We start from the raw sequence: 26,411 nt of genomic DNA, 5'->3' as shown, positions 1-26,411 counted from the left end.
TTTCTTACGCAGGAGAATCACCATGGCCCAGGTCCAGCGCATGTCCCGATTGATGATCAAGACGCTGCGCGACGACCCGGCCGACGCCGAGACCGCCAGCCACAAGCTGCTCGTGCGCGCCGGCTACGTCCGCCGCACCGCCGCCGGCATCTGGACCTGGCTGCCGCTGGGCAAGAAGGTGCTGGAGAACGTCTCGCGGATCGTGCGCGAGGAGATGGACGCCATCGGCGCCCAGGAGGTCCTGCTCCCCGCGCTGCTGCCCAAGGAGCCCTACGAGACCTCCCAGCGCTGGGAGGAGTACGGCGACCTGCTGTTCCGCCTCAAGGACCGCAAGGGCGCCGAGTACCTGCTCGGGCCCACCCACGAGGAGATCTTCACCCTCACGGTCAAGGACCAGTGCACGTCCTACAAGGACCTGCCGGTGATGCTGTACCAGATCCAGACCAAGTACCGGGACGAGGCGCGCCCCCGCTCCGGCGTGCTGCGCGGCCGCGAGTTCCAGATGAAGGACTCGTACAGCTTCGACACCAGCGACGAGGGCCTGGCGGAGTCCTACCGCCTGCACCGCGAGGCGTACCAGAAGATCTTCCAGCGCCTCGGTCTGGACTACCGCATCGTCTCCGCCGTCTCCGGCGCCATGGGCGGCTCGGCCTCCGAGGAGTTCCTGGCCCCCGCCGCGGCCGGCGAGGACACCTTCGTGGACTGCCCGGCCTGCGACTACGCGGCCAACACCGAGGCCGTCACGGTCAAGGTCGAGCCCTCGGACGCCTCCGGCGCCGGCGCCATGGAGGAGCTGGACACCCCGGACACCCCGACCATCGAGACGCTGGCCGAGCACCTGGGCATCCCCGCCTCCGCCACCCTGAAGAACCTCCTCGTCAAGGTGGACGGCGAGATCGTCGCGGTGGGCGTCCCCGGCGACCGCGAGGTGGACCTCGGCAAGCTGGGCGAGCACCTGGCCCCGGCCACGGTCGAGCTGGTCACCGCCGAAGACTTCACCGACCGCCCGGACCTGGTCCGCGGCTACGTCGGTCCGCAGGGCCTGGCGGGCAAGTCCTTCAAGTACCTCGCCGACCCGCGCGTCGCCCCCGGCACCGTCTGGGTGACCGGCGCCAACAAGGACGGCAAGCACACCCGCAACGTCGTCGCGGGCCGGGACTTCGAGGTCGACGAGTACCTGGACGTCGTCGTGGTCGAGCCGGGCGACCCCTGCCCCCAGTGCGGCGCCGGCCTGCGCATCGACCGGGCGATCGAAATCGGCCACATCTTCCAGCTGGGCCGCAAGTACGCGGACGCCTTCGAGCTGGACGTGCTCGGCCAGAACGGCAAGCCGGTGCGGGTCACGATGGGCTCGTACGGCATCGGCGTCTCCCGCGCCGTCGCCGCCCTCGCCGAGCAGACCCACGACGAGTCCGGCCTGTGCTGGCCGCGCGAGGTGGCCCCGGCCGACGTGCACGTGGTCGCCGCGGGCAAGGCCAAGCAGACCGAGCTGGCCCTGGAGGTCGGCGACAAGCTGGGCGCCGCGGGGCTGCGCGTCCTGGTGGACGACCGGGCCGGCGTCTCGCCGGGCGTGAAGTTCACCGACGCCGAGCTGCTGGGCGTCCCGACGATCCTGGTCGCGGGCCGCCGCGCCGCCGAGGGCGTCGTCGAGCTGAAGGACCGCCGTACGGGCGAGCGCGAGGAGCTGACGGTCGAGGAGGCCGTGGCCCGGCTGAGCGCCTGACGGACGAAGCGCGGTCACGGGGCCGGGCGGGGCCGGGAAACCGGAGCCGCCCGGCCCCGGTCGTTTTCCGGACGGCGGCCGTGCCGCTCCTGGACGGCCGCGGTGCCGCTCCCAGGGGCAGCGGTGCCGCTCCCGGATGGCAGCCGTGCTGCCCCAGGCAGCAGCTGCGTTGCCCCCAGAGGGCAGTCCTGCCGCCCCTACAGCCAGGTGGCGAACTCCAGCAGTAGCTCACCGCGCTGCCCGTCCCCGCCCGGCGCCGTCAGTTCGCGCACCCCCGCGTCCACCGCGCGGTACAGCGTCCAACTGCGCAGCCGGTCCCGGTCCACGTCCAGGGAGTCCGCCAGTTTGGCCACCCGGCGGCGGGCCGCTGACGCGGCCCCCGAACCGGCCGCCAGATCCTCGAAGCGGTCCAGCACCAGCCAGGCCAGGTCGTACGCCCGCTCGCCCACCACCGGCGACGGGCCGACCGCCAGCCACGGCGCCCGCTCCCCGGCCAGCACCTTGCCCTGCCGGAACGCGCCGTGCAGCAGCACCTCCTCGGACGCGTCGGCGGGCAGCGCCCGGCGCAGCTCCAGGCACTCGTCCAGCAGCGGCCCCGCGGCCTGCGTCGTGGCCCCACGGGTCCGCAGTTCCTCGACGGCCTCCTCCGTACGGCCCGCCAGCGACGCGAAGGGATGGCCCTCGGCCGGTGCCACCCACAGCCGCCGCACCGTGCCCGCCGCCTCCAGCAGGGCCTTCGCCTCCGGGAGCGAGCGCAGGGTGACCGAGCCCCCCAGCCGCTCCAGGAGCAGCGCACCGCTGTCCGCATCGGCGCACAGCAGCCGTGCCGCGCCCCAGCCGTCCCACTGCTCCAGCGCCGCGCCCTCGTGCGCCGCCCTGCATGGTGCCGGGAGTTTCAGCGCCGCCGGGGTGCCGTCGGCCTGCCGTACGTACGCGAGCAGGCTGCTGCGCCCGCCCGGCTCGTGCACCCGCTCCAGCGTCAGCTCCCAGGCGTCCAGCCGCTGCTGTACGAGGCCGGGCAGCGCGTCGAGCCAGGCACCGGCCGGGCCGTCCGGATCGCCGCCGAGCGCGCTCACCAGCCGTTGCGGCGGTTCGATGGGTGCCGTAGCCATGCCTGTGCTGTCCCTTTCGGTGGAGGTGCTGAACGCGGTGGGCCCGGGGCCTCCTGTCCGCCCGAAGGACGGGAAGCCGACGACAGGTCCCGGGCGCGGGCGGTGCGTCAGTGCCCGGCCGCAGCGGCGCCGGACGGGGCACCGGTGCCCCGGGCCCGCTCCGGGAGCCCAGGGAAGGCTACGCCGCTGCCGCGCCAGCGCACCGCCCGCACCGCGGCCTCGCGCAGCGCCCCGGCCGCGTCCCGGCGCCGCGCCGCGCCACCGGCCCGTACGAGATCGGCGTACACGGCCGCCACCCGGTCCTCCAGCTCCGCCGCCAGCCGCACGGCGGCCGCCGCGTCCGGCACCGGGAAGGGCAGCTCGTACGCGGCCGCCGCGGCCTGCGGCGTGCCGCCCAGATCCCGTACGCCGCGCCGGAGCTCGTCACGGCGCGCGCGGTGGGCGTCGTACCCCTCCCGTGCTTCCTTGCGCCGGTCGGCGCCGATCCGGCCGCCGACCACGCCGTAGCCGTAGACGGCGGCGTGCTCGGCCGCCAGCGCCGCCTGGAGCGCCTTCAACTCGGCCCCGTGCGCGCCGTCGGCCGTCGCCTCCGAGCGCGCCGCCCTGGATGTCAGCATCGCCGTACCCCTTCCGCGGCCGGGCCCGGACCCGGCCTGTCGCCCGTGATGAGTGCCACCGCCGCCGCGGCGCGCCTCACGCGCCGTCCTCCGTGAGCAGGTACGCGTGCGCCGCGCCCGCCGCCGCCACCGACGCCAGCAGCCTGGCCAGCTCCGGCGGCGCGCTCACCAGGGCCGCGGCCCGGGCGTCGGCGGTACGCCGCTCCGCCGCCGCGAGGTCCGCGCGCGCCTGCTTCTCGTCCGGCGGCACGGCGGGGGAGGCGGGAGCGGAGGCCGTGGCCGAAGCGGACGGTGCGGCCGAGGCGCCCGCACGGGGCGCCGTGGACGGGGCGGACGGGGCGGGGGAGGCCCCGCCGAACGCCGCCGCGTGGCGGGCCACTTCGGCGCGCAGCGGCCGCAGGCGCTCGCCCAGCCCGGGGTGCGCGGCGAGCGTCGCGTCGTAGTGGGCGAGCAGCGCGGCGCTGTCCCGCGCGGCCTGCCCGCGCAGCCGGGCCTCCGCCGCCGCGTCCGCCTCCTGCCTGCTCCCGCCGGGCCCGGAATCCTCCGAGCAGCCGGTGAGCAGCAGTGCCGCCCCGCCGAGCACGGAGCCGGCCAGCAAGGTCCTCCTGCGCGTGAGCGCGACGTTGTGCACGTGTGACTTCCCGGGGTCTTCGGTGGGGGCGTCCGTAGTGATCACCGCAGGCGAGCGTATCCGTGCTCCGCCACCGAATCGTCAGTACCCCGCCGGAACAGCTAGGCTTTGACCCGACACGCGACCTTCCCACAACAGCACACGCGGCCGAGGAGTCACCCGGATGAGCACCACCCAGAGCGAGAGGCTGCGCGGACTGCTTGAACCGCTGGTCGCCGCGCGAGACCTGGATCTGGAAGAGATCGAGGTGACACCGGCCGGAAAGCGTCGTGTGCTGAGGATCGTGGTCGACTCCGACGACGGCGTGCAGCTCGACGAGTGCGCCGAGCTCAGCCGCGAGGCGTCGCAGGTGCTGGACGACACCGACGCCATGGGCGGCGCCCCGTACACGCTGGAGGTCACCTCCCCCGGAGCCGACCGCCCGCTGACCGAGCCGCGGCACTACCGCCGCGCCGTCGGCCGCCTCGTCAAGGCTCAACTCCACGAGGGCGGCGAGCTGGTGGCCCGCATCATCGCCGTGGACGACGAGGGCCTGGACCTGGAGGTTCCGGGCGTCAAGGGGCGCAAGCCCACCGCCCGCCGGGTCGCCTTCGCCGAGATCGCCAAGGCGCGCGTGGAGATCGAGTTCAACCGCAAGCAGGACAAGGGGCGCGACGACAGCGCCGAGCAGAACGACGAGAGCCAGGAGGAGGCGTAGCCGTGGACATCGACATGAGTGCCCTGCGGGGTCTGGTACGGGAGAAGGAGATCTCGTTCGACCTGCTGGTCGCCGCGATCGAGTCGGCCCTCCTCATCGCGTACCACCGCACCGAGGGAAGCCGCCGCCACGCGCGGGTGGAGCTCGACCGCGACACCGGCCATGTGACGGTGTGGGCCAAGGAGGACCCGGCCGACCTCGAAGAGGGCGCCGAGCCCCGTGAGTTCGACGACACCCCGTCGGGTTTCGGCCGGATCGCGGCGACCACCGCCAAGCAGGTCATCCTGCAGCGGCTGCGGGACGCCGAGGAGGAGATCACCTTCGGCGAGTACGCCGGACGGGAGGGCGACGTCGTGATGGGCGTCGTCCAGCAGGGCCGGGACCCGAAGAACGTCCTGGTCGACATCGGCAAGCTGGAGGCCATCCTGCCGGTGCAGGAGCAGGTCCCCGGCGAGGAGTACACGCACGGCACGCGCCTGCGCTCGTACGTGGTCCGGGTCGTCAAGGGCGTGCGCGGCCCGTCCGTGACGCTCTCGCGCACCCACCCCAATCTGGTGAAGAAGCTCTTCGCCATGGAGGTGCCGGAGATCGCCGACGGTTCGGTGGAGATCGCGGCCATCGCCCGTGAGGCGGGTCACCGCACCAAGATCGCCGTCCGGTCCACCCGCTCCGGGCTGAACGCCAAGGGCGCCTGCATCGGCCCGATGGGCGGCCGGGTGCGCGCGGTCATGGCCGAGCTGCACGGCGAGAAGATCGACATCGTCGACTGGTCGGACGACCCGGCCGAGCTGGTGGCGCACGCTCTGTCGCCCGCCCGGGTCAGCAAGGTCGAGGTGGTCGACCTGGCGGCGCGCTCCGCCCGGGTGACCGTCCCCGACTACCAGCTGTCGTTGGCCATCGGCAAGGAAGGGCAGAACGCCCGCCTCGCCGCCCGGCTCACCGGCTGGCGGATCGACATCCGCCCGGACACCGACCAGGGCGGCGACCAGGGGTGATCCCGAGCCGTCGGCGGGCACGGGGCATCACCCGCGCCCACCGGCGGTCCGGAGCACGTCAGGATGCGGCCGCAGCCGAAAATCGGTGGCGGTCCGCCGGAATTTTGAGCGACCGTTCGGGCATTACCCCGTAGGGGTGAGTCCGTCACGGGGAGGTAGACTTAAGCAGTGTCTGGCCGGACGCATGCCCGCGCATGCCCTGAGCGCACCTGTGTGGGGTGCCGGGAGCGAGCGGCCAAGGGCGATCTGCTGCGCATCGTGGCGATCGAGGGCGAGTGTGTCCCCGATCCTCGCGGTACGCTGCCCGGCCGGGGTGCTTATGTGCACCCGACACGGGTCTGTCTCGACCTGGCGGTCCGCCGCCGGGTCTTCCCCCGGGCCTTCCGGGGCCGGGGACCGTTCGATGCGACGGCCTTGCGCCGCTTCGTCGAACGGGCGCATGTTGATCAAGCCGCACCGGTTGATCAGGCAACACCGTAAGAAAGCACAGCGCACGGAAAACCGTGCGGTCAGGTACCTCGCGAGTCGGAAGTAGGTCGAGATTGCGATGAGCACTCGATGAGTACGCGATGAGTACGCCCATGAAGTAGCGACGGTCCGGTGGACACCCGGACCTAGAAGGAGCGAAGTGGCTAAGGTCCGGGTATACGAACTCGCCAAGGAGTTCGGAGTGGAGAGCAAGGTCGTCATGGCCAAGCTCCAAGAACTTGGTGAATTCGTCCGTTCGGCGTCCTCGACGATCGAGGCGCCGGTTGTTCGTAAGCTGACCGACGCTTTCCAGGCGGGCAACGGCAACGGCCGTGCCGCCGGCAAGCCCGCGGCGCCGCGCAAGGCCGCCGCGAAGCCGGCCGCGCCGTCTCCGGCGCAGGCCGCACGTCCCGCCGCCCCGAAGCCGGGTGGCGCACCCAAGCCGGGCCCTGCGGCTCCGGCGCCGGCCGCCCCCGAGGCGCCCAAGACCCAGGCCCCGGCGGCTCCCGCCGAGGCCCCGAAGTCGGCCCCGGGTCCGCGCCCCACGCCGGGCCCCAAGGCCCCGGCGCCCAAGCCTGCGCCGGCCGCGCCCGCGCAGCCCGAGTTCCAGGCCCCGCCGTCGGCTCCGGCCCCGAAGCCCGGCACCCCCGGTCCGCGTCCGGCCCGTCCGCAGGGCGGCCAGGGCGGCCAGGGCCGTGGCAACGCGCCGCGTCCCGGCGGCGAGCGTCCGGGCCCGCGCCCCGGCGGCAACCGTCCGTCCGGTCCGCGTCCGGGCAACAACCCCTTCACCTCCGGCGGCTCGACCGGCATGGCCCGCCCGCAGGCCCCCCGCCCCGGCGGCGCGCCGCGCCCCGGCGGCCAGGGTGCCCCCGGCGGCCCGCGCCCGCAGGGCGGCCAGGGTGGCCAGGGCGGTCCCCGTCCGCAGGCTCCGGGCGGCGCCCGTCCGACCCCGGGCGGCATGCCCCGTCCGCAGGGTGCGGGCCAGGGCGGCCCGCGTCCCGGCGGCGGTAACCGCCCCAACCCGGGCATGATGCCGAAGAGCCCTGCTGCCGGCCCGCGTCCGGGCCCCGGCGGCGGTCGTCCCGGCGGTGCCGGTCGTCCCGGTGGCGGCGGTCGCCCGGGTGGCGGCGGCGGCTTCGCCGGTCGTCCCGGTGGCGGCGGTGGCCGTCCGGGCGGTGGCGGCGGCTTCGCCGGCCGTCCCGGTGGCGGCGGTCCCGGTGGTGGCGGCGGCTTCGGCGGTCGTCCCGGCTTCGGCGGCCGTCCGGGTGGTCCCGGTGGCCGTGGCGGCACGCAGGGTGCCTTCGGCCGTCCCGGCGGCCCCGCGCGCCGCGGTCGCAAGTCGAAGCGGCAGCGCCGTCAGGAGTACGAGGCCATGCAGGCCCCGTCGGTGGGCGGCGTCATGCTGCCCCGCGGCAACGGTGCGACGGTCCGCCTGTCGCGCGGTGCCTCGCTGACCGACTTCGCCGAGAAGATCAACGCCAACCCGGCGTCGCTCGTCCAGGTCATGCTGAACCTGGGTGAGATGGTCACCGCGACGCAGTCCGTCTCCGACGAGACGCTGCACCTCCTCGGCGAGGAGATGAACTACGTCGTCGAGATCGTCAGCCCGGAGGAGGAGGACCGCGAGCTGCTCGAGTCCTTCGACATCGAGTTCGGCGAGAACGAGGGCGGCGAGGAGATGCTCGTCTCCCGTCCGCCGGTGGTGACCGTCATGGGTCACGTCGACCACGGTAAGACCCGGCTGCTCGACGCGATCCGCAAGACGAACGTCATCGCGGGCGAGGCCGGCGGCATCACCCAGCACATCGGTGCCTACCAGGTCGCGACCGAGGTCAACGACGAAGAGCGGCGCATCACCTTCATCGACACCCCGGGTCACGAGGCGTTCACCGCCATGCGTGCCCGCGGTGCCAAGTCGACCGACATCGCGATCCTCGTGGTGGCGGCCAACGACGGTGTGATGCCGCAGACGATCGAGGCCCTGAACCACGCCAAGGCGGCCGACGTGCCGATCGTGGTCGCGGTCAACAAGATCGACGTCGAGGGCGCCGACCCGACCAAGGTGCGCGGTCAGCTGACCGAGTACGGCCTGGTGGCCGAGGAGTACGGCGGCGACACGATGTTCGTCGACATCTCCGCCCGCCAGGGCCAGAACATCGACCAGCTGCTGGAGGCCGTGGTCCTGACCGCGGACGCCGCTCTGGACCTGCGCGCCAACCCGGAGCAGGACGCCCAGGGCATCGCGATCGAGGCCCACCTCGACCGCGGCCGCGGCGCCGTGGCGACCGTCCTGGTCCAGCGCGGCACGCTGCGCGTCGGTGACACGATGGTGGCCGGCGACGCGTACGGCCGTGTCCGGGCGATGCTCGACGACAAGGGCAACAACGTCGAGGAAGCGGGTCCGTCGACCCCCGTCCTGGTCCTGGGTCTGACCAACGTCCCGGGCGCCGGCGACAACTTCCTGGTCGTCGACGAGGACCGTACGGCCCGCCAGATCGCCGAGAAGCGCGCCGCCCGTGAGCGCAACGCCGCGTTCGCCAAGCGCACCCGCCGGGTGTCGCTGGAGGACCTGGACAAGGTGCTCAAGGCCGGCGAGGTCCAGCAGCTCAACCTCATCATCAAGGGCGACGCGTCCGGTTCGGTCGAGGCCCTGGAGTCCTCGCTGCTCCAGCTCGACGTCGGCGAAGAGGTCGACATCCGGGTCCTGCACCGCGGCGTCGGTGCGGTCACGGAGTCCGACATCAACCTGGCGTCCGGCTCCGACGCGATCGTGATCGGCTTCAACGTCCGGGCCGAGGGCCGCGCGACGCAGATGGCCGAGCGCGAGGGCGTGGACGTGCGCTACTACTCGGTCATCTACCAGGCGATCGAGGAGATCGAGGCGGCCCTCAAGGGCATGCTCAAGCCGGAGTACGAAGAGGTCGAGCTCGGTACGGCGGAGATCCGCGAGGTCTTCAAGTCGTCCAAGCTGGGCAACATCGCGGGTGTTCTCATCCGCTCCGGCGAGGTCAAGCGCAACACCAAGGCCCGCCTGGTCCGCGACGGCAAGGTCATCGCGGAGAACCTCAACATCGAGGGTCTGCGCCGCTTCAAGGACGACGTCACCGAGATCCGCGAAGGCTTCGAGGGCGGTATCAACCTCGGCAACTTCAACGACATCAAGGTCGACGACGTCATCGCGACGTACGAGATGCGCGAGAAGCCGCGCGGCTGATCGCAGGCATCACTGCCCGCGAAGCCCGGTCCGCCAGTGGTGGGCCGGGTGGCGGGCGGGCCGGGGCCGGTCGGCGGATATTTCCGTCGATCGGCCCCGGCCGTTGCGTGTACGGTTCGAATGGCTCGTACATCTGGCATCTAGTGCCCCACGGGTGGCCTTACCCGCACCGCATGTACGTAGGGACGCTGTCCTTCGACCTCCTCCTCGGCGACGTACGGTCGCTGAAGGAGAAGCGCTCCGTCGTCCGCCCGATCGTCGCCGAACTGCACCGCAAGTACGCGGTCAGCGTGGCGGAGGTCGGCGACCAGGACCTCCACCGCCGGGCCCGGATCGGGCTGGCGATGGTGTCCGGGGACCCGGGGCACCTCACAGACGTACTGGACCGCTGCGAGCGCATGGTCGCCGCACGGCCCGAAGTGGAGCTGCTGTCGGTACGACGGCGGCTCCACGGCGACGATGACGACTGAGCGGGTCGTCGGCGCCACGAGCACCATGGTGAAAGACACAGAAGGAGACGGACCAGTGGCCGACAATGCGCGGGCGAAGAAGCTGGCGGACCTCATCCGGGAGGTGGTCGCCCAGAAGCTGCAGCGCGGCATCAAGGACCCGCGCCTGGGTTCGCACGTGACCATCACGGACACCCGGGTCACCGGCGACCTGCGGGAGGCGACGGTCTTCTACACGGTCTACGGCGACGACGAGGACCGGGCCAGCGCGGCGGCCGGACTGGAGAGCGCCAAGGGCATCCTGCGCTCCGAGGTCGGCCGGGCGGCGGGCGTGAAGTTCACGCCGACCCTGACGTTCGTCGCGGACGCGCTGCCGGAGAACGCCAAGACGATCGAGGACCTGCTCGACAAGGCGCGGGCCTCGGACGCCAAGGTGCGCGAGGCGTCCTCGGGCGCCGCGTACGCCGGCGAGGCGGACCCGTACCGCAAGCCGGGCGACGAGGACGAGGACACCACGGCGTAATGAAGCGGGAGAACACCGGCGCGCGGCGCGTGGAGCGCACCCGCGCCAAGCAGGGGGCGCCGGACGGCCTGGTCATCGTCGACAAGCCGGCCGGCTTCACCTCGCACGACGTGGTGGCCAAGATGCGGGGCATGGCCCGCACCCGCCGCGTGGGGCACGCCGGCACGCTCGACCCGATGGCGACCGGCGTGCTCGTCCTGGGCATCGAGCGCGCCACGAAGCTGCTCGGCCACCTCGCGCTGACCGAGAAGGAGTACGTCGGCACCATCCGCCTGGGGCAGACCTCGGTCACCGATGACGCCGAGGGTGAGATCACCGCGTCCAAGGCGGCGCACGGCCTGGACCGGGCGGCGATCGACGCGGGTGTGGCCACGCTGACCGGCGAGATCATGCAGGTCCCGTCCAAGGTCAGCGCCATCAAGATCGACGGGAAGCGGTCCTACGCGCGGGTGCGCAAGGGCGAGGACGTGGAGATACCGGCCCGGCCGGTGACGGTCTCCTCGTTCGTGGTGTACTCCGCCGAGGAGACCGAGGCCGAGGACGGCACGCCGGTCACCGACCTGCTGGTCTCGGTGGAGTGCTCCTCCGGTACGTACATCCGGGCGCTGGCCCGCGACCTGGGGGACGCGCTCGGCGTCGGCGGCCACCTGACCGCGCTGCGGCGCACCCGGGTCGGCCCGTACAAGCTCGACCGGGCCCGCACCCTGGAGCAGCTGCAGGAATCCGTGGACGACGAGGCGGGCGGCGGGCTGCCGGTCATGCCGATCGGCGAGGCGGCGGCCGCGGCCTTCCCGCGCTGGGACGTCACGGTGGACCAGGCGCGGCTGCTCACCAACGGGGTGCGCATCCCGATGCCGCGGTTCGACGGGGCGGCGGGCCGGCCCGCCGCGGCGTTCGCGCCGGACGGGACGTTCCTGGCGCTGCTGGAGAACCAGGGCGGCCGGGCGAAGAGCCTGGCGGTCTTCGCGCCGTAACGGGGGCACGGGGCAGTACGACGGGCGGCGCCATGCCCGCATGGCGCCGCCCGTCGCCGTACCACCGCGGCGGGGCCCCTGGGGCGCGTGCGGTGCGCCGTGCTCCGGCGCGCGGGTGAATCGGCGGCCGTGGCGGCCGGACGGGCGCCGCCGGGTGCCGCACTCCACAGAAGCGAGGCGACCCTTCCCGCGAACCGGTGCACGGGGCATGGCAGTCTTAGACCTGCGTAAGGCCGAGGGTGCCCGGATCCGACCGGGTTCTTCCGGCGCAGTGACGGACGAGAGTTCTGGCGAGGAGCGGGCACAGTGCAGCGCTGGCGTGGCTTGGAGGACATCCCCGAGGGCTGGGGACGCAGCGTCGTCACCATCGGCTCCTACGACGGCGTGCACCGCGGGCACCAGCTGATCATCGGGAAGACGGTGGCACGCGCCCGGGAGCTGGGCGTACCGGCCGTGGTGGTCACCTTCGACCCGCACCCCAGCGAGGTGGTGCGGCCGGGCACCCACCCGCCGCTGCTGGCCCCGCACGAGCGGCGCGCTGAGCTGATGGCGGGCCTCGGCGTGGACGCCGTGCTGATCCTGCCGTTCACCAAGGAGTTCTCGAAGCTGGCCCCGGCCGACTTCGTGGTCAAGGTCCTGGTCGACAAGCTGCACGCGAAGCTGGTCGTCGAGGGGCCGAACTTCCGCTTCGGGCACAAGGCGGCGGGCACCGTGGACACGCTCGCCGAGCTGGGCGGCACCTATGACTACGAGGTCGAGGTGGTGGACCTGTTCGAGCGGGGCACGGCGGGCGGCGGCGAGCCGTTCTCCTCGACCCTGACCCGCCGGCTGGTCGCCGAGGGCGACGTCGCGGGCGCGGCGGAGGTCCTGGGGCGGCCGCACCGCGTCGAGGGCGTGGTCGTACGCGGCGCCCAGCGCGGCCGGGAGCTCGGCTACCCGACGGCGAACGTGGAGACCCTGCCGCACACCGCCATCCCGGCGGACGGCGTGTACGCGGGCTATCTGCACGCGGCCGGCGAGAAGATGCCCGCCGCCATCTCCGTCGGCACCAACCCGCAGTTCGACGGCACCGCCCGCACCGTCGAGGCGTACGCCATCGACCGCGTCGGGCTGGACCTGTACGGCCTGCACGTCGCGGTCGACTTCACCGCGTACATCCGCGGCCAGGAGAAGTTCGAGACGCTCGACGGGCTGCTGGAGCGGATGGCGGTGGACGTGAAGGAAGCGCGCGAGCTGATCGCTTCGGCGGAGGACTGACGGGCGGCAGGCTGCGGCGTCCGCTCGCGCGGGCGCCTGGACATACTGGATGAGGCCCGGCACTTGGGTAAGTGCCGGGCCTCGTCGCGTGCGCCGCGGGGCCCCGGTCGTCCGGGGCCCCGCGGCAGGCGCTGCTACTGGGGCGGAGGCTGCTGCGTCCAGCCCGGCTGGAGGCCGGGCTGACCGGGTGTCTGCGGCGCGTCCGGAGGCGGCTGCTGCCAGCCGGCCGGCGGCTGCTGGGCCTGGGGTTGCTGGGGCTGCTGCTGAGGCTGCTGGGTCCATCCGCCCTGCTGCGGCGGGTACCCGACAGGCGGCTGGCCCTGCGCTTCCTGGCCCGGCTGCGCGTAACCCTGCTGGCCGTACTGCTGGTGCCCGTACTGCTGGGCGTTCGGGTCGCCCGGCATCTGCTGCTGGGCGGCGGGGTCGTTCCATACGCCCTGCGCCTGCTGGGCCCGGGAGAAGTCCTCGGCGACCAGCGCGGCCAGGTTGAAGTACGCCTCGCGGGTCTTCGGGCGCATCATGTCCAGGTCGACCTCGGCACCGGCGGCCAGATGCTCGTCGAAGGGGACCACGACCACACCGCGGCACCGGGTCTCGAAGTGCGACACGATGTCGTCGATCTTGATCATCTTGCCGGTCTCGCGGACCCCGGAGATCACCGTGATGCCGCGCTGGACCAGGTCGGCGTAGCCGTGCGCGGACAGCCAGTCCAGCGTGGTGCTGGCGCTGCTCGCGCCGTCCACCGACGGCGTGGAGATGATGATCAGCTGGTCGGCGAGGTCCAGCACCCCGCGCATGGCGCTGTAGAGCAGGCCCGTACCCGAGTCGGTGAGGATGATCGGGTACTGCTTGCCGAGGACGTCGATCGCCCGCCGGTAGTCGTCGTCGTTGAACGTCGTCGAGACGGCCGGGTCCACGTCGTTGGCCAGGATCTCCAGGCCGGACGGCGCCTGCGAGGTGAACCGGCGGATGTCCATGTAGCTGTGCAGCTGCGGGATCGCCTGTACCAGGTCACGGATGGTCGCGCCGGTCTCGCGGCGGACCCGGCGGCCGAGCGTGCCGGCGTCCGGGTTCGCGTCGATGGCCAGGATCTTGTCCTGGCGTTCGGCGGCGAGCGTGGCGCCCAGCGAGGTCGTCGTCGTGGTCTTGCCGACGCCGCCCTTGAGGCTGATGACCGCGATCCGGTAGCAGGAGAGCACCGGCGTACGGATCAGCTCCAGCTTGCGCTGGCGCTCCTGCTCCTCCTTCTTCGCACCCAGCTTGAAGCGCGAGGGCTGCGCCTTGGCGCTCGACTTCTTCTTGGGCTGGTTGCGCAGCAGCCGGTCAGAGGTCAGCTCGACGGCCGCGCTGTAGCCCAGGGGCGCGCCGGGAGCGGCCCGCTGCTGCGGCTGCTGCTGGCCCGGCTGCGAGTACTGGGCGTAGTTGGCAGCGGCGTTGGGGTCGGCGCCCTGGACGGGGGTGGGGGTTTGCGGCTGCTGCGGCTGCTGCTGCGGGGCCAGGGGCTGGGCCTGCTGAGGCTGTGGGGCCTGCGGCGGTTGTGCCTGCGGCTGTTGGGGCTGCTGGACCTGCTGGGGCTGTGCCTGCTGCTGGGGGTAGCCGGGGTACTGCTGTTGCTGCTGCTGGGCGGGAGCGCCCTGCTGCGGGTAGCCCTGGGCGGCCTGCGGGTAGCCGTAACCACCCTGCTGCTGCGGATAGCCGTACGCAGGCTGCGGCTGAGCCTGCTGCGGTGCCTGCTGCTGAGGCTGGGCCTGCGGGTAGCCGTAACCGCCTTGCGCGGCAGCGGAATTGGGGTCGGCCTGCTGCGGCACCGGGGCGCCCTGCTGGGGCTGCTGCGGATACCCGTACGCGGGCTGCGGGTAGCCGTAAGCGGCCTGCTGGGCCTGATGCGGCGCCTGCTGCTGCGGCTGGGGCTGTTGGGCCTGCGGCTGCTGCTGCGGGTAGCCGGCCTGCTGCTGGTACTGCTGCTGGGGCTGTGCTTGCGCATACCCCTGCTGCTGGGTCTGCGGAGCCTGTTGCTGGTACGGCTGCTGCTGGGCCTGAGCCGTATGCGGATCCGCAGGCTGGTACTCCGGAGGCAGCGGCGGCAGGTTCGCAGGCGCACCTGCCTGCTGCCCGGCGGCAGCGCCCCAAGGCGCACCCTGCTGCGGCTGTGCCTGCTGTGCGTACGGGGGCTGCTGGGGGGCGTCCTGCTGGGGCGCGGCCTCAGGCTGCGGCTGGGCTTCCTGCTGCGGCTGGACTTCCGGCCGCTGAGGGGCCGGCGGCTGCCCATCCGGCGCGGACTGCTGCTGTACAGGTACCTGCTGCGCAGGTGCCGGCTGTACGGGCGCCTGCTGTACGGGCATCTGCTGTGCGGCGACCGGCGCTTCGGGCTCCGGAGCGGGCTGAGGTGTGAACTCCGCAGGGGGCGCTTCGGCTTCGGCGGGGGCGCCGGACTGCGCCGCGGCATCCGCCTGCAGCCCGTCGGCGGCCGGTGCTTCCTCGACCAGGGCGGCCTCCACCGGGGCGGGCGCGGGGGCCGGTTCGGGCTCCGGGTCGTCGTCCCACAGCGACGCCGACGGGTCGACGCCGACGCCGGACCGTACGTTCCCAGAGGAAGGCGCGTCGGACGACGGCGCCTCCGCGGGCTCCGGGGACTCGGCGGGCGCCTCCGGCGCCGCTTCGGCCACGGGCGCGGGCGGCACCGGGGGAGCCACCGGAGCCGTCGGCTCGGGCGCGGGCGCTACGGGCGCGGACGCGACCGGCGGCGTGGTGGGCGCGGGCGCCGCGGGGCCTTCGGCGGCGCCGTCGGGCCGCAGCGTCGGGAACCCGGGCGGCGCGGCAGGCGGCGCCGAGGCGTCCTGCTGGGGCTGCTGCGGGGCGGCCTGGGCGGGCCCCGCCTGGGGCGGCCCGGTCAGCGGCGCGCCGGTGGGCGGCGGGGCAGGCGTGGCGGCAGGAGGTGTCGAAGCGGCGGGCGCCGTCGTGGCGCCGCCGCTGCTGTCGTTGCTCGAGTACCAGGCCGGAGCCGCAAAATCGATCTTGAATTCACCCGTCAGATCGAACTCGGACTGGTCGTCGTCAGGATCGTTCCCGTCCGGACGGAAAGCCTCCTGCTCCCTCACTGTGCCTCCTGGTGTACTGAAACGCACCTGAACGGCAGGACCGGATACAGGCGGATCAATCGGATGTAGCGGACGTCGGAACACACCACCCCGGGTTGCGCCAACACTAACTGTCTCCATCCCCGTATCGGCAGCCGTCGGTGTGCCCCTGCGGCTCTCCAATACAGCCTAATCAACAGTCGGCCTCGAACGGCAGTCGATGTCATCTCGTCTTGGCAACCCACCGGCGCACCGATGGGCGCATCCGCCGGCCCGTCATTCGCCGCCGGTCCGAACCGGCTCGGTCACGCGGCCGTACGTACGACAACGCACGGGGCGCGGGCCCGCGGCCGCCCCATGCGGGGCCCGCGGACGCCCGCGCCGTGCGTGCGTCGTGCCGGGCCGTCAGTCCATCCGCCGCGGTTGGCCGAGCAGCTGCGTCTCCGCTTCGGTGGGCTGCGTCATCACGAACTCGTGGCTGTCCCGCGTGCACCAGAGCATCGCGTTGTCGCTGAGCGTCGGCAGCACCTGTCCTATCTGCGCGGGCAGCCGCATGGTGCGCGTCACCACCTCGGCCTCCTCCGGCGACAGCCGCTGCAGGCACACCAGGTCGGCGCGGGCCAGCATCTGCGGAGATCGCGGCCCCAGGAACGGCAGCACGGTCAGGACGGTCTGCCAGGGGCTCGGCGCCAGCTGGTTGCGCGGCGGGCGCGCGCCCATGTCCCGTACGACCAGGACGGGGCTGGAGACCGACGGCCCCTGCGGCGCGATCTGCCGTACCTCGTGGACCGAGACGCACTGCTGCCCGCCACCCGCGGCCTGCGCCATCTGCCCCCAGGCGGGCGGCCGCGCGGTCTCGACGGCGACCCGCGCGCCGGTGGCGACCGTACGCAGCGCCAGCACCTGCGCCAGCCACATGCTGCCCACCAGCGCCACCTCGAGCGGGTTGGGCCGCAGCAGGCTCAGCACCGCGGGCTGGTTCTGCGGGTCGATGCCGACGATGACGCCGTCCTCGGCGACCGGCAGGGTCAGCGACCCCAGCGACTCGGCGGTGAGCACGTGCGGACTGCGCCGTGGGCCGCGCAGGCCGAAACCGGGCTGCGGGCGCGGCCCCGTGGGCGCCGCCTGCCGCTCGTCGGGACGGGGCTCGTGCGAGAGCCGCGGCCCGCCCCCCGCGGGCGCGCCGCCGATGGGGGGATTGCGCCAGCCGTCGCTGCTCGGGGTGGCGCGGGGCTGGTAGGTGGGCGTCGCCATCAGCGGGTACCTCCGAGGGGGAGCGTGGCCAGCAGGCCGGGGAGCTGCTCACGGTCCAGCCGTACGAGACCGACCTTCACGGAGCCGGAACGGCGCTCCAACTCGCTCTGCGCGGCGGTCAACTCGTTCTCGCTGCGGGTCGAGAGGCGGACGTAGCCCGAGATGGCGGGCGCCCGGCCGCTGCCGTGCGAGGCGGTCAGCGCGAAGGTGCTCGCCATCGCCGGGGTGCTGTTGAGCAGCTGGACGATGCCCGCCAGCGGCGTGCCGCCCTGGCCGAGCTGGGGCCAGCGGCCGATCCAGTACGTGGTGTGCCAGCGGTCGTCGCAGCGCATGGCGCGCACCGTCTCCTGGGTGCGCCGTGCGGCGCGGCCGTCGCGGCCCATGGCGCCGTTCGCGGCCCGCGGGCTGACGCACACCGCGGTGCCGACCGCCGCGACCACCTCGCGCTCGGCGAGCACCTTGGCCCGTACACCGTGCGCGGAGAGCCGGCTGACGAGCTGGTCGGCGGCGCGCAGCAGCGACCGCTGCGCCCCGTCGATGCCGCCGCCGCGCGCCTCGATGGCCTCCGCGCACAGCTCCGGGTCCAGCTTGAGCGCGATCCAGGTCAGCTGCAGGGCCGGGGTCTTCGTCTGCGCCTGGAGCGGCGCGTAGGAGCGGGCGGCGACGGCCTGCTCGGGCAGGTGCGGGGCGGGCGCGGGCTGGGTGTACTGCACGAACTGCACCGATTCGAGGTGAATGTCCTCCACGTCCAGCGCGGTGTGCAGCACGTCCATCGGCAGCGGACGGCTGCCGCTCTGCGGGCGCAGCGGCTCGTCGCGGCCCTCCACCTGGACGATGGCGGTCAGGAACGTACCGTCACCGACAAAGCCGATCGCCCGCTGCTCCGCGTCGGTGTACTCGTACGTACGCAGCGCGGGGTCGCACTCCACGAGCGGCGCGAACGCCGGGTCGACACCGACGGTGCCGCCGGCCGAACCACCCTGCTTGGCGCGGCGCTTCATCGCCCGCACCGTCGTGATCCACTCCGGCAGCGGAATGCGCCGGCGCCGTCCGAGGGCGAAGACGACGAGGACCGCCGCCACCACCGCGGCGACGGTCAGGGCGACGGGATGGATCGCCCACCCCACCAGCACCAGCGCCGCGGCGATCTCGATGATCGCGAGCTGCTGCACACGGACGCCGCCGATGCTGCCGGCCTGCGCGCGCAACCGGGGCACCACCGGGCCGGCCGGCCGGTCCGCGCCACCACCCCGGCTCCCATTTCCTCCATTGCCCGGAGCTATACCGTTTTGGCCCGCATTTCCCGCGTATTGCGGCGCGGCGGAAGGCTGTTGCTGCTGTTGCCGTCCATTGCGGCGTCGAGCCCTGGTGGCGCTGGACATCCCCCGGCCTGCTCCTCTACTGATGATGTGGCTCCGAGCATTGTGCCTCTGAGCGGTATGTCTTCCCGGCCTCAGTACCGTTGTCGAGACTGGTGCGCCGGAAGGTGGCACCCGTACCGTACGGGTCGATCGACACACGGCATAGTAGAGGGCGCTGCGGCCTCAGTGCCGGGGGCGGTCCACGGTGGATCCGACAGGCGGGGAGAGAAAGCAACAATGGCATCACGTCGGGACGAGCTGAATGCGTATTCGTTCGCTCGAAAGCGGACGACTGCGGCATTTCTGAAGCCGCTGCCGAACGGCTCGATCGAGAGTGCGCCGCGACCGCTCAAGGCCGTGCTCCCGAGCATCCTGCTCGGCCTGGTCGTCACCGTGGGCTTCGGCGCCTGCGGCATCCTCAAGCCGGTCGCCCCGAAGGGCTGGGACACGCCCGCACAAAACGTCATCGTCGGCGACAAGTCCACCACCCGGTATGTCGTCCTGAACAGCAAGGGCGAAAACGGCAGCACCCAGAAACTCCTGCACCCGATCCTCAACCTGGCCTCCGCCAAACTCCTTCTGGACCCGAAGAAGTTTCAGGTCGTAAAGGTGAAGGAAGAGGAACTCGACGGAAAAATCCCGCACGGCCCCGCGATCGGAATCCCGTACGCCCCCGACCGCCTCCCCACCGAGAAGGAGGCCGGCACCCCGAAGGTCTGGGCGGTCTGCGACCGCCCGGGCAGCGGCGAGAACAGCAAGTCGCAGCAGGCGGTGTTCGTCCTGGGCGGCAAGGACAAGGCGCGGGTGGAGAACCAGGGGAAGCTGGATCTGCACCAGGCGCTGTACGTGGAGAACCCCGAGGGCGAGAAGTTCCTGGTCGACAACAACGGCGTGGCCTTCGCCTTCGACGCGACCAAGGGCCAGCCGGGCGTCACACCGGCGCTGAAGGAACAGGCGAACGCCAAGCTGCGCCAGGTCATCTTCGGGGACGCGCAGCCGCAGAAGGTGTCGTCCGAATGGATGAACACCCTCATCAAGAGCCCGGTGCCGCTCGTTATGCCCCGCATTCCCGGCGCCGGCCGCCCCGCGCCCGTCAAGGGCGTGCCCGCCAAGTACAGCGTCATCGGCAACATCCTCCAGACCAACGCCGGCGACAAGTACGTCGTCCTGCCCGACGGCCTGGTGAAGGTGTCGAACTTCATGGCCAAGCTCCTGCTGGAGGGGCCGAACGCCACGGACGTCAACAAGGACGGCTCGAAGCTGACGCCGCACACGGTCTCCACGTCCGCCATCGACCCCAAGCGTGACGAGAACGGACAGGTCGTCCAGTACCTGTCCGATCAGCCGGGCACCGACCTGTGGCCCTCCGAGGCGGTGACCATGGCGAACGCGGCCGCCACCAAGCAGAACTCCGGCCTCGGCGACCAGAAGTCCGGCGCCGACGTCGCCTGCAGCGTCTACCACGGCAGCAACGTCGAGTACGCCAACGGCGCGGGCAAGCGCCTGGGCTTCGAAGGCGGCGTGCCCAAGATGTCGACCTGGGTCGGCAAGGACTACCCGGCCAACATCGCCGCGGGTTCGTCCTCATATGTCACCCCCGGCAGCGGTCTGCTCTACCAGCAGGTGTCCGGCACCGCGAAGACCGGCTCGCTGTTCCTGGTGACCGACACCGGCCTGCGCTACTCGATTCCCCGGAACAACGACAGCGCCAACAAGGCGGGCAACGCCGAGAAGGAACAGGACCAGGCGCAGGTCCACCTCGGGTACGAAAGCGTCCACCCGCCGACGGTCGACAAGGCGTGGTCGCAACTGCTCTCCGAAGGCCCCGAGCTGAACACACAGAGCGCGAAGAAGCCGCAGAGCTCCTGATCGGGACGAAAGCGGCCCCCGGCGCTTATGCCGCCCGCTGCCTGACGCCGGTCACCACGGATCGGCGTCAGGCCCTCGCCCCTCCACGGCTCTCTCCCCAGATCTCCGCACCATCTCCCCTTCGCTTCCTCCCACCCCTTGCTCTCTTCTTGATCTCATCCCCCTTCCCTCCTCCCTCTGACCGAAAGAAATACTTCTGTCCGTTTCCATCGAATCGGCATTCCGTACCGGTCAGTTGGCATTGTTGTGATCCCGTCACAACCTCCCACCCGCTGTTGGGAACAGGCGTATGGAGTGGTTAAAGTGGCGGAAGGCGTCAGCAGGAGATGCCGACCGGGGGGCCTCTTCAGCGACGGACCCCGGCACGACGTACGAGTCTCATGGGGGACGTTGACTTATGGCAGGTCAGCAGTTCACAACCACTGAGGAGGAGATGGTCGCATTCAGCGGCCGTATCGCCTCCGTCAACCAGTCGATCCAGGGCGAGATCACTCGTCTGAACGGGGTCGTCGAGGGCATCACGTCTGGGTGGAAGGGTGCTGCGGCCTCCTCGTACCACCAGCTGCAGTCTCAGGTCAACGATGACGCCAAGCGCCTGAACCAGCTGCTGAACGAGATCAAGGAAGCGATCGACGCCACCACGAAGAACTACGTGGCCTCGGAAGAGGAGCAGGCCCAGTCGATGTCCCACGTCTCCGCGCAGGCCTCGCCCTTCGGATGACGGGACCGCGCCGCCCGCCGCGGCGCGCCCACTTCGCCGCAGCGCACCCCGGCCCACCGCCTCGGCGGCTCTGGGCCGGCCGTTCTGCCGCGGCGTGTGAATCGACCAGATCAACTCCCTGAGGAGACCCAATGTCCGGCCAGATCCTCGTCAATTTCGCGACGATCTCCCAGGCCGCCTCCGACGTGCGCGGAACGGCCAACAACATCCGTACCCAGCTCGACGACCTCGAGTCGGGCGTCAAGAAGATCGCCGCCAGCTGGGAAGGTTCCGCGCAGGAGGGCTACCAGGCCCGGCAGCGCGAGTGGGACCAGCGCGCCGCTTCCCTGCACTCGACCTTGGAAGCCATCGCCAAGGCCCTGGACCAGGCCGCTCAGAACTACCAGAGCACCGAGTCCAAGAACGCTCAGATCTGGAGCTGACCCGTCGCTGTCCACAGACAGCCACGGCACAACGGCTGAGCAGCCACGAAGGCTCGCACAGTGGTGAATGAGGGCGGGCGCGCTGCACCAGTGCGCCCGCCCTTACGCGGTCCGGCCGACCTCGCCCGTTCCCACGCGCCTTCTCGTACGCCCCCCCCCGCGCGTCCCCCATTCCTTCACCCTCCCCTCGACTCCTCCTCCGCACCTCCACCGAATCCGCCACACATGGAGAGCAGACAACCCGTGGGACCTCGTGCCAATGGCCACCGAGCCGCCCACCGCCGTCGAGCGGCGGTGGCCCTGGCCGGTGCGGTCTGCGCCGTCGGCCTGACCGCGACCACCGCCGCCCCGGCTCTCGCGGACACGAACGTGCCGCTGAACAACGGGCAGTGCAACTTCGGTGCCGACAACATCAAAGAAACCCCGTGGTCGCTCCAGCGCCTGCTCACCAAGCAGATGTGGGCGTACGGAAAGGGCGAAGGGGTCAAGGTCGCCGTCATCGACACGGGCGTCGACGCCGGCAACAAGCAGGTGAAACCGGCACTGGCCTCCGCCGGCCAGAGCTTCACCGGCGGCAAGGCCACCGAGGACCAGGTCGGCCACGGGACCAAGGTCGCCGGCATCATCGCCGCCCAGCAGGTCCCCGACTCGGGCTTCTACGGCATCGCACCCGGCGCGAAGATCCTCCCGCTCCAGCAGACGGACAAGGAAAAGGGCGGCACCGCCGAAAACCTCGCCAAGGCCATAGACGCCGCCGTCAAGGCGGGCGTCGACATCATCAACATCTCCCAGGGCACGGCGGCGGACCCGAGGTTCCTCCCCACCCTCCGGCAGGCGGTCGACAAGGCCGAGCAGGCCGGCGTCCTGATCGTCGCCTCGGCGGGCAACGGCGGCGCGGACGGCGGCGAGAAGGAGATGTACCCCGCCGCGTTCCCCAACAGCAACGTCATGGCCGTCGCGGCATCCGACCGCAACAACGAGCGCGCGCCCTTCTCACAGGCCGGCTCCTTCGTCGACATCGCCGCTCCCGGCGTGGACATGGTCTCCACCGTTCCCAAGGGCGGCAACTGCGTCGACCAGGGCACCAGCTTCGCCGCCCCCTACGCCGCCGGCGCCGCGGCCCTCCTCATCGGCCGCAACAAGGCCCAACACCAGGAGTGGAAGCCGAGCGAGGTCATCTGGCACCTGGAGAAGACCGCCGAACGCGTACGCAAGAACCGCGACCACAACATCGGCTGGGGCGTCGTCGACCCGGTAGCGGCCCTGAACGACAACACCAAGCCCACCGCCGAACCCAAGCCGGACACCAACTCCAACCCGGCCGGCACCGGCGCCAACATCCAGCCTGCCGTCCTCACCATCGGCGAAAGCCCCGAGGAACGGCAGACCCGCATCGCCATCTACATCATCGGCGGCGGCGCACTGGCCGTCGCCGCGGTCGTCGGCACCTCGATCGCACTGCGCGACTGGCGCCGCAAGACCGGAATCAGAACACACGGGGAGGCCTGAGCATGGGCAGGAATCAAGAGTATGGCGTCGATCTGGACGCGTTGGATCAGGTGGTGAAGGAGCTGAACCATGTCCTGAAGGAGATGGGTACCGCTCAGAACCACTCGAAGAACAGCACGTACTTGCCGCAGGGCGCGTTGGGCGAAAATTTCAAAGAGGCGCCGGAGCTTTACCACGCTCACGACAAGATGAAAACGCAAATCGAGGGCCTGGTCGACCTGATCGAGAAGTTGGTCAACCAGTTCGGCGAGAAGTCGCACAAGACTCGGGGTGCCTACCAGGACGCCGAGGCCGAGAACAAGGTCACGATGGGCTGACGACGCCTCGCGGTAATGACACACATAGAACTTTCCGAGCGGGAATGGGGGACGGCAAATGGCCTCAGACGGATCTGGTTTCAAGCCGGCGGAGATCAAGGTGCCGAAGGGGTACGACACGGACGGCAAGACGGCGTCGTCCGGTGACAACAGGGAAACGCCGCACGAAATCGGGCAGAGCCGTCCTCAGTTCACCCAGCAGCGACTCAACGCGCTGAAGCAGATGGTGCAAAACGCCAGCCCGGATACGGTCGCAGACGTCGCTAACGGCTGGAAGAAGGTCCGGGTCTCGCTGGTTGGCGAGGACTGGAGCAGCGGAATCAAGAAGCAGTTCGACGATGCCGTGACCAAGGTTCTCCAGTCCTGGCACGGTGCGAGTGCCGACGCGTTCGCCAGGGCCGCACAAAAGATCAGCAACAACTTCGCAGCCTGCGCTCCGTACCCCCACAACACGGGGCACATCATGGAGCAGATCAGTGAGCGCCTCAGCACTGTCAAGAAGCTGGTGGAGGGCGTTGAAGAACCAACATGGTGGGAGCGGAAAGCCGACCGGATTGGCGACTTCGCCCAGTCCGGCACCGGGAAAGCGGCTGCCATCGGCGGCGTTGTCCCCGGTGGGCAGATTGCGGCCGGAATTGGCGCGAAGATCTTCGGAGCGGGCGACGGCCGTGACGATTCCGGCCTGAATGCTGCTCTTGCCAACCCCAAGACCAGCATCTACGACGCCATGAATGCGAACCGCACCAACCTGTCGGTTGACAGGGAGCGAGAGCTCGAAGCTGCGCATTACATGGAGCAGCTGGCGACCGTCTACCGTGTTGGCAGCGCGTCGCTTAAAAAGTCCGGGGCCATCGTCGACAAGGACGACAACATCACACCACACGACCCAGGCCCAGGTGGTAGTGGTCCCTTGCCTGGAATCGGTGGATTCGGGCCGACGCCTTCCGCGCCAAAGCCGGGAACCGGCGGAGCCAAGGTTCCGGGGCTCAAGGGCGGCGGTTATCAAACGCCTACTCCCCTGGAACCGCCGCGTCCGAAGGGCATCAACGGCGGTATCGGAACTTCGCCGACGCCTGGGCCGAAGCCGCCGAATATCGGCACAGGGCTCGATGGCCTTGGCGGTGGCGGCAAGAATGGCCTGGGTCCGGGGGGCGGAACTGGCCTCGGCGGTGGCGGATTGGGAGGCGGTGGTCTTCCCGGTGGAGGCGGAAGCCTGGGTTCCATCGGTGGAGGCGGGCCCTCTGGCGGTGCGCCCGGAATGATCGGCGGCATCGGCGGGACCGGTGGTGGCGCGGCCAAGGGCGGCGGCGCAGCCAAGGGGGCCGGAACCGGAGCCGGAGCGCGTGGCACCGGTCGAGCCGGTGGCACGCCGGGCATGGGCGGTGCGGCTGGTGCCGCAGGCCGCGGCGCCGGCGGTAAGGGTGCGGCCGGTCGCGGTGGCCCTCTCGCCCGTCAGAAGGGCGGGGTCGTGGGCGGCGCCGGCAAGAAGTCCGGAGCCGGAGCCCAGGGTGGTTCGGGTTTGCACCGAAGCCGGGGCGGCACGCAGCAGGGCGCCAAGGAAGGGCGGCGCCCGATGGGTGGAGCGCCGGGTGCACATGGCGCGAAGGGCAAGGACAAGGACCAGAACAACGGGCAGCGTCCTGACTACCTCGTGGAGGACGAGGAGACCTGGACGACGCAGCGTAACGTGGCTCCGAGGGTCATCGAGTAGAAGTCGATGACCGCGGTCGAGTAACCGGTAGTGAAGCGTGATGGGGCCCGCAGTCCCCGCAAGCGGGCCCCATCTTGTCAGGAAAGGGTGTTTCGAGATGAGACTTGCGCGAACGCTCCGCACGGTGGGAGGTGCCGTGCTGGCGGGAGCGATGCTCTTCGGCACCGCGCCGGTTGCTGCTGCGGATGAGACCAGGGACGCGCAGTGGCCGCTGACCTCGTTTCTGTCCGATCAAGTGTGGCAGAAGTCGACAGGCAAGGGCGTCACGGTTGCGGTAATCGACAGCGCTATCAACGGCCAGCACCCTGACTTGCAAGGGAACGTTCTTCAGGGCAAGAGCTTCATCGAAGGCCAGCGCGCTGATCAAGAAAGCACCGTGGACCATGGCACGAGCATGGCTTCGATCATCGCGGGCCACGGACATGGCCCGGGGAATTCAGCCGGAGTGAAGGGGCTGGCTCCTGACGCCAAGATCCTTCCTGTTGCTCTTCCTGTGACCGGGGAGACTGTAGACAGCACTGACCTGGGGCCGGCGATTCGCTATGCCGTTGACGCCGGGGCATCCGTCATCAACATGTCGATTGTGCCCAGTAGTATTTCGTCGTCGGAGGAAGAAGCGATTGCGTATGCCTTCAAGAAGAACGTCCTGCTGGTAGCAGGTTCCGGCAATGAGGGTATGCGGCTTGGCTCTTTGGCTTCCTCACCCGGTGTCGTCGCAGTGGGCGCTGTGGGAGAAAACGGGCGAGTGTGGGAGGATTCCAACCACGGCTCGGCGTTGATGCTGACTGCTCCCGGTATTCATATCAGGTCAGCAGCTGCCTCGAGGCAATACCGGCAGGCAACGGGCACTTCGGACTCGACCGCCTACGTTTCGGCTGCCGCAGCTCTGCTGCGCTCCAAGTTTCCTGACCTCACCGCTGGTCAGATCGCCAACAGGTTGGTGAAGACCGCAGGCATGCCTCCGGGCATGGAAAGCAAGAACCTGCCCGACCCCTACTACGGTTATGGATTCATTCGTCCCCTTCGGGCTCTGACGCAAGACATCCCAGCCGGGTCGAAGAACGGTCCGTTGAAGGCTCCCGAAGTGCAACCGTCCACCGGAACGGGCGGCGCGAATGCCGCGAGTGGCGGCAGCCAGCAGGCTGGTGACAAGAAGGACGACGGTCTGAGCATCGGTGTTGTTGTCGGTATTGCCGCGGGTGTCCTGATCGTCGTCGTGATCATCGTTGTGGTGGTCGTCAGCCGTCAGAAGAACCGTCGCAACGGGCCGCCGCCTGGTGGTCCTGGTGGCTGGGGCGGTCCAGGTGGCTCTGGAGGGGCTCCCTACCCCCCGAACGCCTATCAGCAGCAGGCGGGCCCTCCCGGCGCGTACCCGTCGTACCCGCCGCAGCAGCCCCCGCCGCCGCAGTAGACGCTCAGCGCTCGCGTTAGGCGGGCGGAGTGATGTACGCAGTGGCTCAAGGCCCGTAGTCCGTGTGACTGCGGGCTTTGTGTTTTCGGAACGCCGGTT

22 protein-coding genes are annotated in these 26,411 nt (G+C 71.1%); 16 read left to right on the top strand and 6 right to left on the bottom strand.

Annotated elements, in window-relative coordinates; all coding sequences use genetic code 11:
* Positions 1 to 22: 22 nt before the first annotated feature.
* On the top strand, positions 23 to 1,723 hold the full coding sequence (locus CP984_RS10630; protein ID WP_003985897.1) for a proline--tRNA ligase: 1,701 nt from the start codon (positions 23 to 25) through the stop codon (positions 1,721 to 1,723).
* A 197-nt stretch (positions 1,724 to 1,920) separates the two neighbouring features.
* On the opposite strand, the gene CP984_RS10625 is transcribed toward CP984_RS10630, so the two are convergent.
* The 3 genes from CP984_RS10625 to CP984_RS10615 form a co-directional block, all read right to left on the bottom strand.
* On the bottom strand, positions 1,921 to 2,835 hold the full coding sequence (locus tag CP984_RS10625; RefSeq protein WP_003985898.1) for an aminoglycoside phosphotransferase family protein: 915 nt from the start codon (positions 2,833 to 2,835) through the stop codon (positions 1,921 to 1,923).
* Between the two features lie 107 nt (positions 2,836 to 2,942).
* Complete coding sequence (locus CP984_RS10620) at positions 2,943 to 3,452, bottom strand: ferritin-like domain-containing protein (RefSeq protein WP_043979269.1); 510 nt, start codon at positions 3,450 to 3,452, stop codon at positions 2,943 to 2,945.
* A 76-nt stretch (positions 3,453 to 3,528) separates the two neighbouring features.
* Entirely contained in the window at positions 3,529 to 4,128 is a 600-nt protein-coding gene (locus tag CP984_RS10615) for a hypothetical protein (protein WP_226048642.1), read from the bottom strand.
* A 118-nt stretch (positions 4,129 to 4,246) separates the two neighbouring features.
* Between CP984_RS10615 and rimP the strand changes: the two genes are divergently transcribed.
* From rimP to CP984_RS10575, 8 genes are all read left to right on the top strand, one after another.
* Positions 4,247 to 4,780, top strand: coding sequence for a ribosome maturation factor RimP (gene rimP / locus CP984_RS10610; RefSeq protein ID WP_003987418.1), 534 nt, complete (start codon positions 4,247 to 4,249; stop codon positions 4,778 to 4,780).
* 2 nt (positions 4,781 to 4,782) lie between these two features.
* Entirely contained in the window at positions 4,783 to 5,775 is a 993-nt protein-coding gene (gene nusA / locus CP984_RS10605) for a transcription termination factor NusA (protein WP_003987417.1), read from the top strand.
* 168 nt (positions 5,776 to 5,943) lie between these two features.
* The gene (locus CP984_RS10600) at positions 5,944 to 6,255 is read left to right on the top strand and encodes a YlxR family protein (protein ID WP_003987416.1); all 312 of its coding nucleotides are present in this window, start codon (positions 5,944 to 5,946) and stop codon (positions 6,253 to 6,255) included.
* A 148-nt stretch (positions 6,256 to 6,403) separates the two neighbouring features.
* Positions 6,404 to 9,457, top strand: coding sequence for a translation initiation factor IF-2 (gene infB, locus CP984_RS10595; RefSeq protein ID WP_030182285.1), 3,054 nt, complete (start codon positions 6,404 to 6,406; stop codon positions 9,455 to 9,457).
* A 173-nt stretch (positions 9,458 to 9,630) separates the two neighbouring features.
* On the top strand, positions 9,631 to 9,927 hold the full coding sequence (locus CP984_RS10590) for a DUF503 domain-containing protein (RefSeq protein ID WP_003986978.1): 297 nt from the start codon (positions 9,631 to 9,633) through the stop codon (positions 9,925 to 9,927).
* A gap of 55 nt (positions 9,928 to 9,982) precedes the next feature.
* Positions 9,983 to 10,429 (top strand): 30S ribosome-binding factor RbfA, encoded by a 447-nt coding sequence (rbfA, locus tag CP984_RS10585; protein WP_003986979.1) that lies wholly within the window; start codon positions 9,983 to 9,985, stop codon positions 10,427 to 10,429.
* Entirely contained in the window at positions 10,429 to 11,403 is a 975-nt protein-coding gene (gene truB, locus CP984_RS10580; RefSeq protein ID WP_003986980.1) for a tRNA pseudouridine(55) synthase TruB, read from the top strand. The genes rbfA and truB overlap by 1 nt, the downstream gene beginning before the upstream one ends.
* 306 nt (positions 11,404 to 11,709) lie before the next feature.
* Positions 11,710 to 12,660: a bifunctional riboflavin kinase/FAD synthetase gene (locus CP984_RS10575; protein WP_003986981.1), complete on the top strand. Its 951-nt coding sequence runs from the start codon at positions 11,710 to 11,712 to the stop codon at positions 12,658 to 12,660.
* A gap of 134 nt (positions 12,661 to 12,794) precedes the next feature.
* Here CP984_RS10575 and CP984_RS10570 read toward each other — a convergent pair whose 3' ends face one another.
* The 3 genes from CP984_RS10570 to eccE form a co-directional block, all read right to left on the bottom strand.
* The gene (locus tag CP984_RS10570; protein ID WP_030182281.1) at positions 12,795 to 15,758 is read right to left on the bottom strand and encodes an SCO5717 family growth-regulating ATPase; all 2,964 of its coding nucleotides are present in this window, start codon (positions 15,756 to 15,758) and stop codon (positions 12,795 to 12,797) included.
* A gap of 384 nt (positions 15,759 to 16,142) precedes the next feature.
* Positions 16,143 to 16,991: a hypothetical protein gene (locus CP984_RS10565; protein WP_030182280.1), complete on the bottom strand. Its 849-nt coding sequence runs from the start codon at positions 16,989 to 16,991 to the stop codon at positions 16,143 to 16,145.
* The gene (gene eccE / locus CP984_RS10560; protein WP_003982689.1) at positions 16,991 to 18,199 is read right to left on the bottom strand and encodes a type VII secretion protein EccE; all 1,209 of its coding nucleotides are present in this window, start codon (positions 18,197 to 18,199) and stop codon (positions 16,991 to 16,993) included. The genes CP984_RS10565 and eccE overlap by 1 nt, the downstream gene beginning before the upstream one ends.
* Before the next feature lie 390 nt (positions 18,200 to 18,589).
* On the opposite strand from eccE, the gene eccB reads away from it, so the two are divergent.
* From eccB to CP984_RS10525, 7 genes are all read left to right on the top strand, one after another.
* A complete protein-coding gene (gene eccB, locus CP984_RS10555) occupies positions 18,590 to 20,221 on the top strand; it encodes a type VII secretion protein EccB (RefSeq protein WP_030182278.1) in 1,632 nt (543 codons plus the stop codon).
* Positions 20,222 to 20,618: 397 nt separating this feature from the next.
* The gene (locus CP984_RS10550; RefSeq protein ID WP_030182276.1) at positions 20,619 to 20,942 is read left to right on the top strand and encodes a WXG100 family type VII secretion target; all 324 of its coding nucleotides are present in this window, start codon (positions 20,619 to 20,621) and stop codon (positions 20,940 to 20,942) included.
* A gap of 131 nt (positions 20,943 to 21,073) precedes the next feature.
* A complete protein-coding gene (locus tag CP984_RS10545; RefSeq protein WP_003982686.1) occupies positions 21,074 to 21,364 on the top strand; it encodes a WXG100 family type VII secretion target in 291 nt (96 codons plus the stop codon).
* A gap of 243 nt (positions 21,365 to 21,607) precedes the next feature.
* Positions 21,608 to 22,873, top strand: a complete 1,266-nt coding sequence (gene mycP, locus CP984_RS10540; RefSeq protein ID WP_030182273.1) for a type VII secretion-associated serine protease mycosin — start codon at positions 21,608 to 21,610, stop codon at positions 22,871 to 22,873.
* A gap of 2 nt (positions 22,874 to 22,875) precedes the next feature.
* Positions 22,876 to 23,190: a hypothetical protein gene (locus CP984_RS10535; protein ID WP_003982684.1), complete on the top strand. Its 315-nt coding sequence runs from the start codon at positions 22,876 to 22,878 to the stop codon at positions 23,188 to 23,190.
* A gap of 58 nt (positions 23,191 to 23,248) precedes the next feature.
* Positions 23,249 to 24,901, top strand: coding sequence for a hypothetical protein (locus CP984_RS10530; protein ID WP_129820739.1), 1,653 nt, complete (start codon positions 23,249 to 23,251; stop codon positions 24,899 to 24,901).
* 136 nt (positions 24,902 to 25,037) lie between these two features.
* Positions 25,038 to 26,312 carry a S8 family serine peptidase gene (locus CP984_RS10525; protein ID WP_226048641.1) on the top strand — a complete coding sequence of 425 codons (1,275 nt, stop codon included), beginning with the start codon at positions 25,038 to 25,040 and terminating at the stop codon, positions 26,310 to 26,312.
* Positions 26,313 to 26,411 lie beyond the last annotated feature (99 nt).

Source organism: Streptomyces rimosus, from assembly GCF_008704655.1.
GTDB classification, from domain to species: Bacteria; Actinomycetota; Actinomycetes; order Streptomycetales; family Streptomycetaceae; genus Streptomyces; species Streptomyces rimosus.
This window is presented reverse-complemented; position numbering and strand designations above follow the sequence as displayed.